This window comes from Mariniluteicoccus endophyticus (genome assembly GCF_054780035.1).
In genome coordinates, this window is sequence record NZ_BAAGXC010000030.1 from 75,888 (window position 1) to 92,658 (window position 16,771).

Genomic DNA, 16,771 nt, shown 5'->3' on the forward strand with positions numbered 1-16,771 from the left:
AAAAGTGAACTGTACGAGTGTGCTCGTCCTGACGCGAGACCGCGACACCCACCTGCTGCGCCAGCAGGAGGCGCTCCAGCGCACGCCCGGCTGGGACGAGGCGGTGGTCGCCTTCGTGGGACAGCCGGACGAGCCGTGGGACGCACCGCCGCCCCGCGTAGGCACCGTGCACCTGGACACCCCCGACCTGGACCTCTCCGCCGGGCGCAACGCCGCCGCACGCGCCGCGACCGGGGATGTGCTGGTGTTCCTCGACGTCGACTGCCTGCCCGGCCCCGGGGCCATCGCGCGCCTGGCCGCGCAATGCCGTCCGGGACGACTGGTGATGGCCGAGCCGCGCTACCTGCCGCCAGGCTGGACACCGCCCGCCGATCCGGTCCCGCTCGCCGAGCCCCATCCGGCCCGCGCCGACCTCGCCCCCGGACCGTCCACCGAGTGGCACATGTTCTGGTCGCTGGGCTTTGCGATCACCGCCGCCGACTTCGCGGCGCTGGGAGGCTTCGACGAGTCGTATGCCGGCTACGGCGGCGAGGACACCGACTTCGCGTTCCGGTGCCGCGACGCCGGGATGGGGCTGTGGTGGTCGACCGCGTCGGTGCTGCACCAGGCGCACGCCGTGCACCGCCCGCCGCTGCACCACTTCGCGAGCATCCTCACCAACGCCCGCCGGTTCCGCGAGCGCTGGGGCATCTGGCCGATGGAGGGCTGGCTCACGGCGTTCAGCGAGCGCGGGCTGATCGAGGTCGGCCCCGACGAGCTCCGGGTGCTGCGGGAGCCGACGTACGCCGAGGTCGCGGCGACGCGCCTCCCTGACGCGCGGTTCTAGCCACGGTCGGCCGCCTCCGACGCTGCCATGGGGCGGCGTACGCCACGCATCGTCGCGAGAGTGACCGCCAGCGAGAGCACCGCGACGACCGCCATGGCCACGTGAGGCGGCCGGATTTCGGCCAGGCCCCCGGTGAGAAGGACACTGGGGCCCTGCAGCGCCATCCGGCCCGCGCTCTCGACGCCTTGGACCCGACTCCGTACGGCGTGCGGAGTCAGGTCGACCAACCGTTCCTGCAGGGCCAGGCCGCTGCCGTGGCCCAGCGATGCCGTGACCACCAGGAGAGCCGCCAGCGCGGTGGAGGGTTGCAGGACGAACGCGGGGTACGGGGCCGCGAGGAGCAGTCGCATCCACACGAACGATGCTTGCCCTCGGCGCGCAGCTCGCCGCCCCTCATCAGCCCACAAGTTCGCTCAGCAGCGCGCGCATCTGTGAGGCGTACGTGGCCCGGTCGACGAGGAGGCCCTCGGCGAGCGCGTCGGCGTCGCCGGGTGACGCGAGGACCTGTGCCCAGTCGGCGTTCGCCCAGTCGGTGACCAGAGGCGTGCCGAGCGCCGCGGAGACGCGCTGTGCGAAGACGAGCTGCTCGTCATGGGGGCGCGGCTCGGGCGCGAGGACGACGGGCCTGCGGGCGACCGCGGCCGCCGCGACAGTGTTGTGCCCCGCGCCGCAGACGATCACACCCGCCCGGGCCAGCCACGGTCCGGGATCGTCGACCCAGCCGTGCGTGTGGAGGTTGGTCGGCACCTCCCCCGCGGGTGCGACCGGGCCGAGGACGTGCCACTCGCGATCGGGTACCGTGCGTGCGGCGCGGACGAGCGACTGCCACGGCACCCCGTCGCCGCCCGCGCCGGAGACGACCACGACGGCCCGCGGGTCGGCATCGATCCCCCGCACCGGCTCGCTGTCGGCGGGCATGCCGATGAAGCGGGTGCGGTCGGCGTAAGCGAACCCCGGGTCCTCCACGGCCTGCGGGTAGTACGCGAAAAGGGCCGGGACCGTGGCGTACACCAGCCGGTGGGCCGGGTCGTCGCGTTCGCCGGGCATGCGGCGGTGGGCGACGGGGTATCCGGCGAGGTGGGCGAAGACCGCCGTCTCGACGGACACGTCGACCAGCACGGCGTCGGGCGCGATGTCGTCGAGCGCGCGGTGGAACGCGCTGAACCTTGCCCGAACGAGCGGGTCGGTCGGCGTCCAGTGGAACGGGGAGCCGTCGGGCTGCCGGCGCGGGCGGTCGGGGTCGAGGTCGGGAGGCAGCGGGATGTCCGCGCCGGGTGCGCCGACCGTCACCACCTCGGCCACGCCGCTGTCGGCCAGTCGGCGGGCATGGCGCAGGTGGCCGCTGCCGTGGTGGTGGGCGTAGTAGACGATCCGCGGCTGTCCGATCACCCGCTCATCGTCGCAGAGTGCCGTCCGCCTATTGCAAATGATTGTTTGCAAGCATATCTTTGCATCTATGCCACAGCTTGGACATGTGCCCACCCCGGATCAGCTGCGGGGGCTGGCTCACCCCGTCCGCCTCAAGATGCTGGGCCTGCTGCGCACCGACGGCCCGCAGACCGCCACGGGGCTGGCGGCCCAGCTCGGCCTCAACTCCGGGGCGACCAGCTATCACCTGCGCCAGCTCGCGACCCACGGCTTCGTGGTGGAGGCACCCGAGCTGGGCACGACCCGCGAACGATGGTGGCGGGCGGCCCACCGGTCGACGCGCGTCGAGGACAGCACCTCGCCGGCAGCGGGCGCATTCCTGCAGACGGTGGTCGTACGCCACACCCAGGTGCTTCAGGAGAGCGCGGAGGAGTTCGACGAGCTCCCCGACGTCTGGAAGCAGGCCTCCACCCACAGCGACTGGATGATGCGCCTGCCACCGTCCCGCGCCCGCGCCCTCGTCCTCCAGATCTCCGACCTGCTGACCGCGGCGATGCTGGAGGCGGACGAGGAGGAGGACGGCGCTTCCGGGGACGCAGCGGCCGAGGAGGACGCCACCGACCGCGAGCAGGTCATGTTCCAGCTGCACGCCTTCCCCCGCCCGGGGCGGATCCCGCACCGCCACGAGCCCCCCGGAGAAACCCCCAGGGAGAAGCCGTGAAACCCCACCGGGTCCCGGAACCCGAGCAGCCTCCACTCGTCCACGAAGATCACGCCACCGCAGACCCCACACCCAGTGGTCGCACCGTGTTCGCGGCCTGGGCGCTCGCCGACGTGGTCTCCGTCATCGGCAGCCGGCTGACCGCGCTCGCCCTGCCCTGGTTCGTGCTGACCAGCACGGGTTCGGCCCTTCAGACCGGACTCGTCGTCGCGGTCGAGCTCGCGCCCATGGTGATCCTCAAGGCACTGGCGGGCCCCTTGCTGGACCGCTTCGGCGCAGCCCGGGCCGGCGTACGCCTCGACCTGGCGAGCGCCGCCGTGGCCACGGCCATCCCGCTGCTACACCTCGCCGACCGCCTCACGTTCCCCGGGCTGCTGGTGCTCGTCGCGCTGCTGGGCGCGTGCCGTGGGCCGGCCGACGCGGCGAAGTACGCGCTCGTCCCCGCGGTCACGCGTGCCGGCGGCCAGCCCATCGAACGCGTGACCGGCGTCGCGGGGACCACCGAGCGGCTCGCCACCACCCTCGGCCTGGCAGGCGGCGGGGTCCTCATCGCGGTGGTCGGCGCGGCGAACGCGCTCGCGGTCACCGCCCTCGGCTTCGCGGCCAGTGCCCTGCTGGTCGGGCTGGTCGTCGGACCCCGGCTGACACCCGCGCCCCGTGACATCGAGGAGGATGTCGGCTACGTCCGGCAGCTCGCCGAGGGCTGGGCGTTCCTGCGCACCGAACCGGTGCTGGTGGCCATCCTGGTGATGGTGGCGGTCACGAACATGCTCGACCAGTCGTGGGCACCGGTGCTCGTCCCGCTGTGGGCCGGCGCGCACGGCCACGGGGCCGGGGTCGTCGGCCTCGCCCTGGCGACGCTGACCGCGGGCGCCGTGGTGGGTTCGCTCCTCGCGACGGTCCTGGCCGACAGGCTGCCGCGGCTGCCGGTCTACACGGCGGGCTATGTGCTGGCCGGCCTGCCGCGGTACGCGGTGCTGGCCCTCGACGTCGACCTCACGTGGGTCCTCGCCGTGCTGGCGGTCTCGGGGCTCGCCTCGGGCGTCCTCAACCCGATCATCTCCGCCCTGCAGTTCGAGCGGACCCCCGATGCGCTCGTCGGCCGGGTGAGCTCGCTGCTCACGGCGGGCGCGTGGTCGCTCATGCCGTTCGGCGGCCTGCTGGGCGGCGCCCTGAGCACCCGGATGGGGCTCGCTCCTACCTTCCTGGTGCTCGGGACGGCGTACCTTCTCGTCACGCTCGCGCCGCTCGCGCTCCCCGCCTTCCGGGCCATGGGTCGCCGATAGGCTCGGCCCATGCACACCCTGCACATCGGAGCCCACGTCGACCAGACCGACCCCATCGCGGAGGCCGTCGCGCGGGGCGCGACGCTGTCGCAGTTCTTCCTGGGCGACCCGCAGGGCTGGAAGGGCCCGAGGGTCGCGTACGCCGGGGGCGCGGAGGCCCTGAAGGTCGCGGCGCAGGAGCACGGAATCGCGCTCTACGTGCACGCGCCCTACGTGCTGAACGTGGCGACGCTGAACAACCGCGTACGCATCCCCAGCCGCAAGCTGCTGCAGCAGACGGTCAACGCGGCTGCCGAGATCGGTGCGGCGGGCGTGATCGTCCACGGCGGCCACGTCACCGCGAACGACGACCCCGAGACGGGCTTCGACAACTGGCGCAAGTGCATCGACGGCCTGGAGATGCCCGTGCCGGTGCTGATCGAGAACACCGCCGGCGGCGCCAACGCGATGGCCCGCAGGCTGGAGCGCATCGAGCGCCTGTGGGAGGCCGTGCACGCCGCTGAGGGGGGCGACACCGTCGGCTTCTGCCTCGACACCTGCCACGCCCACGCCGGCGGTGAGGACCTGATCGGTCTGGTCGACCGCGTACGGGCCATCACCGGCCGCATCGACCTGCTCCACGTGAACGACTCGCGCGACGCATTCGACTCCGGCGCCGACCGCCACACCACGCTCGGCCAGGGCCAGTGCGACCCCGAGGGCATCGTCGACGTCGTCCGCAACGCCGGTGCCCCGGTCGTTCTCGAAACACCCGGCGGCGTCGAGGGGGAGGGCCACCGCGCCGACATGGCATGGCTGGCCGAGCGCCTCCAGGGCAGTAGTGACTAGGTGGCGCGCTTCGTGGGTCATTGACGCGCGCAGGACAGGCGTCAAGAAATCCTTCGTCCGGGAATCTTTCGGCGAGACATGTAGTTGAACTTTCACACAAGACTGCATCGGCACCGGGCCGACGCCGCCCGACCCCAGGAGCGATCCCATGACCATCGTCATCTTCGGAGCCACCGGCCAGCTTGGCCGCCACGTGCTGGACGCGCTGCGTGACCGCGAGGTCGCACCGTCCGACATCCGCGCGGTCGGCCGCAACACCGAACGCCTCGCCGAGCTCAAGAGCCAAGGCTACGAGACCAGCCAGACCGATCTCGACGATCCCCAGGGCGTTCGGGATGCCGTACGCGGCGCCGAGCGCGTCCTGCTGATCTCGGCCAGCGAGCCCGGCAAACGTCTCGCACAGCACCGCACCGTCGTCGACGCGGTGAAGGAGGAGGGGATCTCCCATCTCGTGTACACCTCGATCCTCGGCGCGCCCTCGACGGACCACGTGCTGGCTGCCGAGCACATCGAGACCGAGCGCCTGATCGGTGAATCGGGCGTGCCCGCGACCTTCCTGCGCAACGGTTGGTACACCGAGAACTACCTGCCCGTGTTCGAGGCCGCCCGCCAGTCGAGCGAGATCGCCAACGCCTCCCACGACGGCCGGGTCGCGAGCGCCCCCAGGGCCGACTACGCAGAGGCCGCGGCCGTCGTCCTCACGCAGGCGGGCCACGAGGGCCGTGCCTACGAGCTCTCGGGCGACTCCGCCTGGGACTTCGAGGAGTTCGCGCGTACCGCCGGGCGCGTACTCGGCCGTGAGGTGCGCTACCGCGCGATCAGCCAGGACGAGGAGCGCCAGATGCTCGAAGACGCTGGCCTGGACGCCGGCACCGCCGGGTTCGTCGCCCAGCTCAGCGCCGATACCGGGCGCGACCTGCTCGCCGCCACGCCCGGGGACCTTGCGCGCCTGATCGGCCGACCCACCCAACCCCTCGAGGAGACGCTGCGCGGCTGGTGACCCGACCACCCGGGGCACCTCGACGGCTGGCCGCGGTCGCCCTTGGGCACGCCGACGGACCCTAGACTGCTGCCCATGCGCACACTCATCACCGGCGGCACCTCCGGCATCGGCGCCGCGTTCTCCCGTCACCTCGCCGCCCGCGGCGACGACCTGGTGCTCGTGGCCCGCGACGAGGCCCGGCTGGCGGAGATGGCAGACGAGCTGACCCGCACCTACGGCGTCGAGGTGGCGACGATCTCCGCCGACCTCGCCGACCGCGGCGACACCCAGCGCATCGCCGACCGGCTGCTGTCCGACGACGAGCCGATCGACATGCTCGTCAACAACGCGGGTTTCGGCCTGCGGACGACGATGCTCGGCGAGGACACCTCCGCCGACGAGCGCGCCCTCGACGTGATGTGCCGTGCGGTGCTGGTGCTCGCCAACGCGGCCGCCCGCGCCATGAAGGCCCGCGGCCACGGCACGATCATCAACACGTCGTCCTCGGCCGGCTATGTGACGATGGGCCACTACTCGGCGGTCAAGGCGTGGGTGACGGCCTACACCGAGTCACTGGCCACCCAGCTGAAGGGGTCCGGCGTCCAGGTCACCGCGCTGTGCCCGGGCTGGGTCCACACCGAGTTCCACGACCGTGCCGGCATCAACGCCAAGTCGATCCCCGACGCGGCCTGGGTCGACGCGGACACGCTCGTGCGCGGCTGCCTTGCCGACGTCGCCGCCGGCAAGGTCATCTCGGTGCCGACGCCGCAGTGGGCGGCGGCCGTACGCCTCGCCCGCATCGCACCGCGCGGCGCCATCCGCTGGGTCAGCCGCAAGCTCACCTCGTCGCGCCACTGACGCGTACGCGAGCCGTTGTCGGGTTCGGACAACGGGTCGCCGCGCATCGTTGGAGGACTCCCACAGGCGCGCCGCCAGATGGGCGTCGGAACGGGTTTCGCGACTAGTCTGTCGCCGTGACGAATCGCAAGCGCTACACCTCGCGCACCCGCGCGAGCGCGCGCTTCGTGGCACAGCAGCTGATGCTGAAGCCACTCGTCTGGTCGGTCTGCGACGTACGCGTCCACGGCAAGGAGCGTCTCGCCGGGTTCGACGGCGCATTCATCGTCGTGTCGAACCACTCGAGCCACCTCGACACCCCGCTGATCATCGGCTCATTGCCGCGCCGCCTGTCGCGCAACCTCGCCGTCGGCGCGGCCGCCGACTATTTCTTCGAGCACTGGTACCGCGCCGTGCCCACCGCTCTGTTCCTGAACGCGTTCCCGGTCGAGCGCGGCAAGGGCCTGCGCGGGCGGGGATCGAAGAACCGCGGCCTGGCTGGCCACCTGCTCAGCGACGGCGTACCCCTCCTGCTCTACCCAGAGGGCACCCGCTCCCGCACGGGCGCCATGGGCCGCTTCAAGCCGGGCGCGGCGTCGCTGTGCATCAGCCGCGACGTGCCGTGCCTGCCCATCGCGATCGTCGGCGCGGCTGCCGCCATGCCGCGCGGCACCAACTGGCCCAAGCAGGGCCGCCCCCGCGTCCACGTCGTGTTCGACGCACCCATGTGGGCCGAGCAGGGCGAGACCGCCCACCAGTTCTCCGACCGCATCGCCGCCCGCATCGCCGAGCTCCACGACGAGATCGCCGCGAGGTTCGCGCTGCCCAGGATGAGCGACATCGAGCAGAAGCAGATCGAGCGGGAGGTCGCCACTGGCGAGCTCCCAGAAGACACCGAGACCGACGGGCCGGCAGGGCCCGCAGCAGAGCCCGGAGACCCCGGCGACCAGAAAGGTGACCGATGAACGGCGTCAAGCACATGAAGTGGTGGGGCTGGGGAGTGGAAGGCATCGGCTTCCACCACGAGGACAAGCCCAACTTCGCCCCGTTCGTGCTCGAGAAGGTCGGCCTCGACCTGAACGCACCCGCCGGCAAGCCGCCGAAGTTCGACGAGATCACCGTCCCCGCCTCCCAGCTCGGTGACCCCCTGAAGGGCACGCTCGTCGACGCGCTCGGCGACAAGTACGTCGTCACCGACGACATGGACCGCGTCGTCCACACGTTCGGCAAGTCGGTGCGCGACCTGATCCGCATGCGCCGCAACGACCTCAAGCGCATCCCCGACGTCGTGGTCTATCCCGCCGACGAGGCCCAGGTCGCGAAGGTCGTCGAGGCGTGCGTCGCCGCCGACGCCGTCGTCATCCCGTTCGGCGGCGGCTCGAACATCGTCGGCGCGCTCGAGCCGCTGGCCGACGAGACCCGCGAGATCGTCTCGCTCGACCTCGGCCGCATGAACCGCGTCATCGAGATCGACGACGACGCCCAGCTGGCCCGCATCGAGGCCGGCGCCCTGGGCCCGCAGCTCGAGGAACAGCTCAACCGCCGCGGTTGGACGATCGGCCACTTCCCCGACTCGTTCACCCACTCCACGCTCGGCGGCTGGGTCGCCACGCGCAGCTCGGGCATGCAGTCCGACCGCTACGGGGACATCGCCGACATCACCCGCGGCCTGCGCATGGTCACGCCGAACGGCACCCTCGTGCTCAACCCGCTGCCGTCGTCGTCGACCGGCCCGTCGGTCCGCGAGATGATCCTCGGCTCGGAGGGCCGCCTCGGCGTCATCACCGAGGTCACCGTCAACGTGCGCCGCATCGCCGACGAGCGCGTCGTCCTCGCGTACTTCTTCCCCGACTGGGAATCGGGCGTGGCGTGCATGCGCGACATCTCTCAGTCGGACGCGTCGGTGCTTGTCGCCCGCGTCTCCGACGCCCGCGAGACCGCGTTCTCCTTCGCCACTCAGAAGGAGCAGAAAGGCATCAAGAAGTACGCCACCGAGGGCATCTTCAAACTGCTGGAGCGACGCGGCTGGGACCTCGACAAGCTGTGCATGAGCTTCATCGGCTACGAGGGCACGAAGGCCCACGTCGCCCGCCAGAAGGCCACGGTCAAGCAGATCGTCACCCATCACGGCGGCATGGTCGTCGGCAAGGGCCCGGGCGAGCTGTACGACCAGAAGAAGTTCGACACGCCCTACCTGCGTGACTTCCTGCTCGACCGCGGTGCCGCCGCCGATGTGTCCGAGACCGCCGCGCCCTATTCGCGCCTGGTGCCGCTGTACAACAACGTCATCGAGGCCGCCGAGAACGCCATGGCCGAGGTGGGCGTGAAGGGTTACATCATGTGCCACCTGTCCCACAACTACCACTCGGGTGCATGCCTGTACTTCACGTTCGCCATCGCCGACATGGGCGACGAGGTCCTCGACAAGTACGACCACGTCAAGCGCGCGGTGCAGCAGGCGTTCATCGACAACCAGGGCACGCTGTCGCACCACCACGGTGTCGGTCTTGAGCACAGCCCGTGGATGGCGCAGGACATCTCGCCGGCTGGCGAGGGCATGATCCGCACGCTGTTCGACGGCGTCGACCCCAAGGGCAACCTCAATCCCGGCAAGGTCGTCCACGACGGCGAGCCCGGCATCTCGGTGCTCTCCAGCGATCACCGGCGCTGACGCGCGTACGCGACGACGGCCCGTCTCCCTCCGGGGAGGCGGGCCGTCGCACACGGTCGATCAGGCCGTGCGGGCCAGCGACAGCCGGCTGAACGCGGCGAGCTCGTCGGCGACCTGGGCGATGCGTACGCCGAGCTCGGGCCCGGGGCGCGGGCCGTCCCACTCATCGGCGGTGGCGTACAGGCACGTCGGCAGCACGACGGCCCGACAGAACGCCAGCATGGGCCGGACCGCCTGGTCGAGCACGAGCGTGTGGCGCTGCGTGCCGCCGGTGGCGGCGATGGCGGTCGGCAGGCCGCGCAGCGTGTCGAGCGGCAGCGTGTCGAGGAACGATTTCAGCAGGCCCGAGAACGACGCGTTGATCGTGGGCGTGACGACGACGAGCGCGTCGGCGGCCTGCAGCGTGGTGATGGCGTCGGCGACCTCCGGGGTCGGGACGCCGCTGATGACGGTCTCGGTGACCGCCCCGGCGAACGTGCGGAGCTCGAGGTGGCGCACGTCGGCCGAGCCGAGGGCCTCGGCGGTGGCGCCCGCGAGCGTAGTGCCCAGGCGGGCGGTCGACGACGATGGACCGTGCCCGGCGGTGACGGCGACGACGGTGCTCATCGGCCCACCTCTCGGCGCTCGCGACGGGTGGCGAGTGCCCAGCGGGCGCAGGCGTCGATGGTGAAGCCGAGGGTGCCGATGACGAGGATCAGCGCGGTCACGTGGTGGTAGGCGAGCTGGTCTTTCGCGTTGAGGATCTGGTAGCCCAACCCCGACGTCACGCCCAGCATCTCCGCCGGCACCAGCACCACCCAGGCGAGCCCGATTGCCTGACGCACGCCTGCCAGCACGGCCGGCCGGATGCTCGGCACGACGACGTCGCGCAGCACCTCGGCGCGCGTCGCGCCCAGCAGCCGTGCGGTCTGGCGGTGGGCGGGGTCGACGGCGCGCACGGCATCGGCGGTGGCGACGAGGACCGGCCACACCGCGGCCGCCGCGACGAGCGCCACGACGGGGGCGTCGCGGACGCCGACGGCGATGATCGCGACGGGCGCCCACGACAGCGGCGAGACCATGCGCAGGAACAGCTGCACCGGCCGGGTCGCCGCGTCGAGCCAGGAGACCTGTCCCAGCAGCACGCCGGCGCCGATGCCGACCACCGCGGCGACCACGAGGCCCGCCAGCAGGCGGAACACGCTCGTGGCGGCCGAGTCGACCAGCAGTCCGGTGCGCCAGAGCTCGACCAGCCCGTCGAGCGCGCGGTCGGGCGCGAACTGGGCCACCAGGGGACGGGCGACGAACAGCACGCGGGTGACGAGCCACCACACGGTCAGCGCGGCGGCCACACCGGCCACCGGCAGCCAGCCGCGTGACCGCACCTTCCGGGTGCGGCCGGTCGGCGCCACCGCTAGGGAGGAGTATGGGGGCGCGGCGTACGAGGTCGCGCCGGGATGGGGACTCATGGGGAGACCAGCTCCTGTCGGGGTGCGGGGACGGGCAGACCGCCGCGCTGCAGCGCGGCGCGGACGAACCGGTCGTCGACCAGCTCGCGGTGGGCGGCGGCCGGGTCGAGCGAGGCGAGGAAACCGGTCTCGCCGTCGACGAGGCTCGACCGCAGGAGACCGACGAGCTCGGCGGTCGCCGACGTGTGTGGGAACGGGTCGAAGCCGATGCGCTCGCCGTGCCAGTCGGCGTGGCGGTTGATGCCGGCGTACGCGCCCGGTTCGCGCGTGAAGACCTTCGCGACGGCGGGCTCCGGCTGGGGCAGGAGCTGCGAGCGGGTCGTCAGCATCTCCCCCGCGTCGGCGCGGTGGCCGCCGAGCCAGGCCTGGGCGTCCAGGACGCCGTCGACGAGGGCCTGCACGGCGCGCGGCTGGTTCACCGCGAGGTCCTCGCGCACCACCACCGCGCAGCACGGGTGGTCGCGCCACACGTCGCCGAGGAAGCGGTGGACGCGCCCGATGCCGCGCGCCTCGGCGACGGCGTTGAACGGGTCAGCGACGGCGTACGCGGAGATCGCGCCGGTCGCCAGCGCCGACACCATATCGGCGGGTGCCATGACGACGAGCTCGACGGTTCGCCCGGCCGCCGACGGCGTACGCCTGACCACGGGGGTGAGGCCGGCGGCGGCGAGGAGGCGCTGGGTGAGCAGCGAGTGCACCGACCACCACGACGGGATGGCGACGCGGCGGCCGGCGAGCTGGGCGGTGTCGGTGATGTCGGGGGCGACGGTGAGCGCGGAGCCGTTGGTGTGGCCCTGGGCGACGACCTTCAGGGGCGTACGCGCGGCCAGCCGCAGCTGCAGCGCGAACGGCATCAGCAGGTGGACGACGTCGACCTCGCCGACGACGAACGCCTGCGCGAGCGACTCCCACGAGCGGAACAGCACCGGCCGGGCCGAGCGCAGGCCGTGCGCGGCGAGGAAGCCCTGCTCGTGGGCTGCCAGCAGCGCCGATGCGTCGGTGATGGGCAGGTAGCCCAGTCGCAGCTCGCGGTCCAGCACCGGCCCGGCGGAGGCCACGGCGCGGGCGGGCGCGTCGCCGCCGAGGGCGAGCCAGCCACCGCGAGCGGCGAGGGCGCCGAGGCCGGCGGCGGCGGTGGAGTGGGCGGCCAGGCGCAGCGCGCCGCGGCGGGACATGCGGTCAGTCATCGTTCCCCACTCCGACCGGGAGAGGGCGGAGGGGCGCCCCGGGTGACGCCCGGGGCGGTGTCGGCGTAGCCCGACCACTCCTCGTCGTCTGGCTCGGGTGCGGCGGCGCCCAGCCGTGCGTACCCGGCGCGGATCTCGCTGGCGACCGGGTGGACGACGGCCGCCGCCCGGTCGGCGGCCGGGACGAGGTCCCAGCTCCGGACGACGTGGCCGCCGCTGCCGAGCAGCACGACGTGGTCGGCGAGCACGAGCGCCTCCTCGATGTCGTGGGTGACGACGACCGCGGTGAGCCCGTCGCGCTCGACGGCACCGCGCAGCCATGCCTGGAGCTGGCCGCGCGACGCGGGATCGAGCGCCGAGAACGGCTCGTCGAGCAGCAGCAGGTCGGGGCCGATGGCCAGCGCGCGGGCGAGCGCGGCGCGCTGGGCCTGCCCGCCCGAGACCTCGTCGGGCCACCGGTCGGCGACCTGGTCGAGGCCGAGCATCGCCAACAGCTCGGTGACCCGGCCGGGGTCGCGGCGGTTGGCGGCGAAGCGCTGGCCGACGGCGACGTTCTCGGCGATCGTGAGCCAGCCGAACAGGTGGGGGTCCTGGTGGACGACGCCCTCGCGCGCCGACGTGCCGCCCGCGAGCTCGACGCTCCCCCGCGTCGCCGCGACCTCGCGGGTCAACAGCTTCAGCAGGGTCGACTTGCCGGCGCCCGAGGGCCCGAGCACGGCGAGGACCGTGCCGCGGGGCACCTCGAGGTCGAGGCCGTCGAGGATGCGCCGGTCACCGCGGTGGACGGTGACGTCGCGCAGCCGGACGACGGGCTCGCGGGTCCCGGGGACGGGCGCGGGGAGGGTCGCGGTCATGACAGCTGTGACAGCTCCCAGCGGAGCTGCCCCTCCGACGGCGACTGGACCGGCAGGAACGCGGCCTCGCGGAAGCGGCGCGACGCGCCCGTGCTCGTCTGGTAGCCGCGTCCGCCGGCCAGCGTGGCCTCCAGCCGGGTGGCGCGCCCGGCCAGGTGGCTGGCGTCCAGGCGCAGCTGGAGCAGCTCGCGCACCCCGGCGGAGCCGGTGTCGGCCGCCAGGCGCGACCACGTGGACAGGAACTCGTCGACGTCGGAGCGCAGCGCGGCGACCTCGCCGCCGAACACGGTGTTGTCGCCGCGGTCGAGCGCGGCCTCGGCCTCGCGCAGGGAGCGGCGTACGAGGCCGGCGCAGAACGCGGTCTGCAGCACCAGGAACGTCGGGCGGAAGGCGCGGGCGAACCCGGTGAGGTCCCGGGAGAGGACCTGGTCGTCGTCGATGCGTACACCGTCGAGGCGCACCGAACCCGAGGCGGTGCCGTCGAGCGCGAGCAGGCCCGACAGGTGGCGTACGCCTACCCCCTGCGCTGCGACCGGCACCCAGGCGACGAGCGTGCCGCCGTCGTCGGTGCGCGAGGGCAGCACCAGCACGGCGTCGTCGACGAGGTTGGACGCCCACGGGATGAACCCCTCGAGCACCCAGCCGCCGTCGGTGCGGGTGGCGGTGGTGGCGAGCTCGCCGACGCCGGCGAGCGCCTTCAGGCCGGCGGCCATCGCGGTCACGCCGACGGCCCGGCCGGCGCGCAGGTCGGCCAGGAGCGTCTCGCTGCGGGGGCCGCGCGTGCCGCGAGCCACGTAGTCGGTGGCCATGCGGTGGGCCCACAGCCCGAACGCGGTCGGCATGCACTCCTCGGCGAGCGCGGCGATGACCTCGGCGGCCGGTCGCACGTCGCTCGCGTCACCGGCCAGCAGGTCGTCGACGCCGACGTCGAGGAGGCCGGCCTCGGCGAGCGCGGGCACGTGCGCGGTCGCAGGGGTGCGGTTGGCGTCGACGTCCTCGGCGGAGGCGGCGACGGCACGCAGCACCTGAGCGGTCTCGAGCGGGAGCGTGGCGGTCATCGGCTCTCCAGGAGGGAGTCGATGTGGCCGAGGGCGTGCAGGCGGTCGATCGGGGTCGAGACGGCCTCACGGGCACGGACGACGGCGTCGGTGTCGGGACCGTCGTAGAAGCACAGGCACTTCTGCATGTCCTCGCGCACGTAGGTGCGCAGGAACGAGACCTCGGGGACGTTCGCGTACAGCGGCGACTTGGCCTTCTTCCGCGACAGGTAGGTGTCCATGTCGATCTCGGCGGGGATGTCCCACTCGACCAGGTATTCCGCCTCGGGGCGCTGGGCCTTGATGTCGGCGAGGTCGGCGCCGACGAGACGCACCTCGGCCGGCTCCGAGACCTCGGCGGCGCCGTCGAGCGCCAGCGAGGTGAGCGCGTCGGCTGCGGGGGCCTCGACGACGGCGAACACGCGCCCGCGGTCGGCGGTGACCTGCGACTCGATCAGCTCGGCACCGGCGGTGCGGGCGGCGTCGCCGACGGCCGTGATGACGGTGCGTACGCCGTCGTCGGTCGTGGCGGTGGGGACGATCTCGACGAGGAACAGGGACGACATGAGGACTCCTTGGATGATTTCATTGGAAACGTCGATGACGGTATAGGCCGTTCCTATGTCTTTCAAATTGCGTCCACCCCTCGGGCCGCAGGAGCAGTCGACGTACGCGCCGGCAGACCACGGGACGATGGAGGCCGACCGCAGCTCCGCCTAGGCTGGGACCGCGATGAGTGACCCGGACCGCTCGTGGAACGAGCCCAGCGAGACGAGGACCCCGCGACCCGGCCAGCCCGACGTCACCAGCGAGGGCATCGGCTGGCGCGGCGACCTCATCCTCACCGCGCTCGCGCTCATCACCTCGTTCGCCTTCACCGCGCTCGTCCACGGCGTCGGCAGCGCCCGCATGCCGTTCCAGTTCCTGATCACGCTGTTCATGGTCGTCCCGATGGCGCTGCGTCGCCGCTACCCGCTGGCGATGCTGGCCATCGTCACGTTCGGCGGCATGCTCCACGTCGCCTGGGAGACCTCCCCACTGCCCTGCCTCGGCGTGGTGCCGCTCGTGGTGTTCTCCGTCGCGCGCTTCGTCGAGGCCGAGCCGTCGCGCTGGGCCGTCGTCGTCGGCCTCGTCGCCTCGGTGATCGGGCCGCTGTCGTGGGCCAACTCGGGCCTCGGCTGGGACGTCAACTCGCTCGTGCTCGCCTGCCTGGTCTGCCTCGGCATGGTCATCACGCCCTACGTCGTGGGCCGCCGCCTGCGAGAGGCCGAGATCACCAAGCTCAAGGAGGTCCACGCCCAGACCGAGCGCCACCGCATCGAGCTCGCCGAGCGCGAGCAGGCCGCCCGCATGGCAGAGGTGACCGTCCGCCAGGAGATCGCTCGCGAGCTCCACGACATCGTCGCCCACTCGCTGTCGGTCATGGTCGTCCAGGCCGAGGGCGGTCGCGCGCTCGCGACGAAGAGGCCCGAGCGCGCCCAAGAGACGCTGGCCACGATTGCCGACACCGGCCGCGAGGCCCTTGACGAGATGCGCCGCATCGTCGGCGTCCTGCGAGCCGGTTCCGACGGCCTCGCCGACGGCGACGGGCCCGCGTACGCCCCCGCCCCCTCGTTCGCCGACATCCCCGAGATGGTCGCGCGCACCGGCGACCGCGTACGCCTCGAGGTGCGCGGCACCCCGCACGCCGCGAGCCAGGCGGTCCAGCTGACCGTCTACCGCGTCGTGCAGGAGGCCATCACGAACATGCTGAAGCATGCCGGGCCCGGCGCTACCGCCGACGTGGTCATCGACCACACCCGCGACGACATCCGTGTCACCGTGACCGACGACGGTGTGGGCGTCCCGGAGACGTTCGACGGCCGCGGCAACGGCCTGAAGGGCATGGCCGAGCGCGTCGCCGCCATGGGCGGCACGCTGCGGACCGGACCGCGCCCGGGAGGCGGCTTCCAGGTCGACGCCGTCGTCCCCGCCCACCCCACCGGCACCCAGCCCAGGGTCACCCCACAGCCACGACCCGCGCGCGTGTCGCACCCCGATCCCGAACCCACCGAGAGGACCCACCGATGATCCGCGTCTTCCTGACCGACGACCAGTCGCTCGTGCGCAGCGGTTTCCGCATGCTGATCGAGGCCGAGGACGACATGGAGGTCGTCGGCGAGGCCTCCGACGGTGCCGCCGCGGTGAAGGCGCTGCTCGACGACCCGGCAGACGTGGTGCTGATGGACATCCGCATGCCCGTCATGGACGGCGTGGAGGCCACCCGCCGCCTCGTCGGCGCGGGGCTGGGTACGCGGGTGCTGGTGCTGACGACGTTCGACCTCGACGAATACGTCTTCGCCGCGCTCAAGGCCGGGGCATCCGGGTTCATGCTGAAGGACGCGAAGCCCGACGAGCTGCTCAACGCGATCCGCGACGTGGCCCGCGGCGACGCCGTCGTCGCACCATCGGCGACCCGACGCCTCCTCGACCACGTGGTGCCGACGCTGCCGACGAACCCCGCCGACCAGGGCCCCGACCCGCGTCTGGAGGTGCTGACCGAGCGTGAGCTCGAGGTGCTCAAGGAGATCGCCGTGGGCGCGACCAACGCCGAGATCGGCCAGCGGCTCTACATGGCCGAGGGCACGGTGAAGACCCACATCGGGCGCCTGCTGTCGAAGCTGCAGGCCCGCGACCGGGTGGGGCTCGTGCTCTTCGCGTACGAGACCGGGATCGCGGGGCGCTGA

The 16,771-nt window shown here is 72.6% G+C and carries 18 protein-coding genes; 10 read left to right on the forward strand and 8 right to left on the reverse strand.

All coding sequences use genetic code 11. From position 1 onward, the window contains the following. Positions 1 to 4: 4 nt before the first annotated feature. Positions 5 to 826, forward strand: a complete 822-nt coding sequence (locus ACYVGD_RS14200) for a glycosyltransferase family 2 protein (RefSeq protein WP_460744428.1) — start codon at positions 5 to 7, stop codon at positions 824 to 826. On the opposite strand, the gene ACYVGD_RS14205 is transcribed toward ACYVGD_RS14200, so the two are convergent. Together ACYVGD_RS14205 and ACYVGD_RS14210 are read right to left on the reverse strand one after the other, a co-directional pair. Further along, positions 823 to 1,176, reverse strand: coding sequence for a hypothetical protein (locus ACYVGD_RS14205; RefSeq protein ID WP_460744429.1), 354 nt, complete (start codon positions 1,174 to 1,176; stop codon positions 823 to 825). The genes ACYVGD_RS14200 and ACYVGD_RS14205 overlap by 4 nt on opposite strands. 46 nt (positions 1,177 to 1,222) lie before the next feature. Then, positions 1,223 to 2,215 carry a hypothetical protein gene (locus ACYVGD_RS14210; RefSeq protein WP_460744430.1) on the reverse strand — a complete coding sequence of 331 codons (993 nt, stop codon included), beginning with the start codon at positions 2,213 to 2,215 and terminating at the stop codon, positions 1,223 to 1,225. 85 nt (positions 2,216 to 2,300) lie between these two features. On the opposite strand from ACYVGD_RS14210, the gene ACYVGD_RS14215 reads away from it, so the two are divergent. The 7 genes from ACYVGD_RS14215 (at position 2,301) to ACYVGD_RS14245 (ending at position 9,519) form a co-directional block, all read left to right on the forward strand. Further along, a complete protein-coding gene (locus tag ACYVGD_RS14215; RefSeq protein WP_460744431.1) occupies positions 2,301 to 2,915 on the forward strand; it encodes a helix-turn-helix domain-containing protein in 615 nt (204 codons plus the stop codon). After that, a complete protein-coding gene (locus ACYVGD_RS14220) occupies positions 2,912 to 4,201 on the forward strand; it encodes an MFS transporter (protein WP_460744432.1) in 1,290 nt (429 codons plus the stop codon). The genes ACYVGD_RS14215 and ACYVGD_RS14220 overlap by 4 nt, the downstream gene beginning before the upstream one ends. Positions 4,202 to 4,210: 9 nt before the next feature. Next, on the forward strand, positions 4,211 to 5,029 hold the full coding sequence (locus ACYVGD_RS14225; RefSeq protein ID WP_460744433.1) for a deoxyribonuclease IV: 819 nt from the start codon (positions 4,211 to 4,213) through the stop codon (positions 5,027 to 5,029). 148 nt (positions 5,030 to 5,177) lie between these two features. Further along, positions 5,178 to 6,029 (forward strand): SDR family oxidoreductase, encoded by an 852-nt coding sequence (locus ACYVGD_RS14230; RefSeq protein ID WP_460744434.1) that lies wholly within the window; start codon positions 5,178 to 5,180, stop codon positions 6,027 to 6,029. A gap of 75 nt (positions 6,030 to 6,104) precedes the next feature. After that, on the forward strand, positions 6,105 to 6,869 hold the full coding sequence (locus ACYVGD_RS14235) for an SDR family NAD(P)-dependent oxidoreductase (RefSeq protein WP_460744435.1): 765 nt from the start codon (positions 6,105 to 6,107) through the stop codon (positions 6,867 to 6,869). Between the two features lie 116 nt (positions 6,870 to 6,985). After that, positions 6,986 to 7,813 (forward strand): lysophospholipid acyltransferase family protein, encoded by an 828-nt coding sequence (locus ACYVGD_RS14240; RefSeq protein ID WP_460744436.1) that lies wholly within the window; start codon positions 6,986 to 6,988, stop codon positions 7,811 to 7,813. After that, positions 7,810 to 9,519: an FAD-binding oxidoreductase gene (locus tag ACYVGD_RS14245; RefSeq protein ID WP_460744437.1), complete on the forward strand. Its 1,710-nt coding sequence runs from the start codon at positions 7,810 to 7,812 to the stop codon at positions 9,517 to 9,519. The genes ACYVGD_RS14240 and ACYVGD_RS14245 overlap by 4 nt, the downstream gene beginning before the upstream one ends. 60 nt (positions 9,520 to 9,579) lie before the next feature. Here ACYVGD_RS14245 and ACYVGD_RS14250 read toward each other — a convergent pair whose 3' ends face one another. The 6 genes from ACYVGD_RS14250 to ACYVGD_RS14275 are packed head-to-tail and all read right to left on the reverse strand — an operon-like array spanning position 9,580 to position 14,611. Next, positions 9,580 to 10,125, reverse strand: a complete 546-nt coding sequence (locus tag ACYVGD_RS14250) for an NAD(P)H-dependent oxidoreductase (RefSeq protein ID WP_460744438.1) — start codon at positions 10,123 to 10,125, stop codon at positions 9,580 to 9,582. Further along, positions 10,122 to 10,967: an ABC transporter permease gene (locus ACYVGD_RS14255; RefSeq protein ID WP_460744439.1), complete on the reverse strand. Its 846-nt coding sequence runs from the start codon at positions 10,965 to 10,967 to the stop codon at positions 10,122 to 10,124. Before ACYVGD_RS14255 ends, ACYVGD_RS14250 begins: the two co-directional genes overlap by 4 nt. Next, on the reverse strand, positions 10,964 to 12,154 hold the full coding sequence (locus tag ACYVGD_RS14260) for an ABC transporter substrate-binding protein (protein WP_460744440.1): 1,191 nt from the start codon (positions 12,152 to 12,154) through the stop codon (positions 10,964 to 10,966). The genes ACYVGD_RS14255 and ACYVGD_RS14260 overlap by 4 nt, the downstream gene beginning before the upstream one ends. Further along, on the reverse strand, positions 12,151 to 13,008 hold the full coding sequence (locus ACYVGD_RS14265) for an ABC transporter ATP-binding protein (protein WP_460744441.1): 858 nt from the start codon (positions 13,006 to 13,008) through the stop codon (positions 12,151 to 12,153). The genes ACYVGD_RS14260 and ACYVGD_RS14265 overlap by 4 nt, the downstream gene beginning before the upstream one ends. Next, positions 13,005 to 14,066: a hypothetical protein gene (locus tag ACYVGD_RS14270; RefSeq protein ID WP_460744442.1), complete on the reverse strand. Its 1,062-nt coding sequence runs from the start codon at positions 14,064 to 14,066 to the stop codon at positions 13,005 to 13,007. Before ACYVGD_RS14270 ends, ACYVGD_RS14265 begins: the two co-directional genes overlap by 4 nt. Further along, complete coding sequence (locus ACYVGD_RS14275) at positions 14,063 to 14,611, reverse strand: DUF4242 domain-containing protein (protein ID WP_460744443.1); 549 nt, start codon at positions 14,609 to 14,611, stop codon at positions 14,063 to 14,065. The genes ACYVGD_RS14270 and ACYVGD_RS14275 overlap by 4 nt, the downstream gene beginning before the upstream one ends. Before the next feature lie 166 nt (positions 14,612 to 14,777). Here ACYVGD_RS14275 and ACYVGD_RS14280 point away from each other — a divergent pair, with 166 nt between their 5' ends. Together ACYVGD_RS14280 and ACYVGD_RS14285 are read left to right on the forward strand one after the other, a co-directional pair. Then, positions 14,778 to 16,115, forward strand: a complete 1,338-nt coding sequence (locus tag ACYVGD_RS14280) for a sensor histidine kinase (RefSeq protein ID WP_460744444.1) — start codon at positions 14,778 to 14,780, stop codon at positions 16,113 to 16,115. Next, on the forward strand, positions 16,112 to 16,771 hold the full coding sequence (locus ACYVGD_RS14285) for a response regulator (protein ID WP_460744445.1): 660 nt from the start codon (positions 16,112 to 16,114) through the stop codon (positions 16,769 to 16,771). Before ACYVGD_RS14280 ends, ACYVGD_RS14285 begins: the two co-directional genes overlap by 4 nt.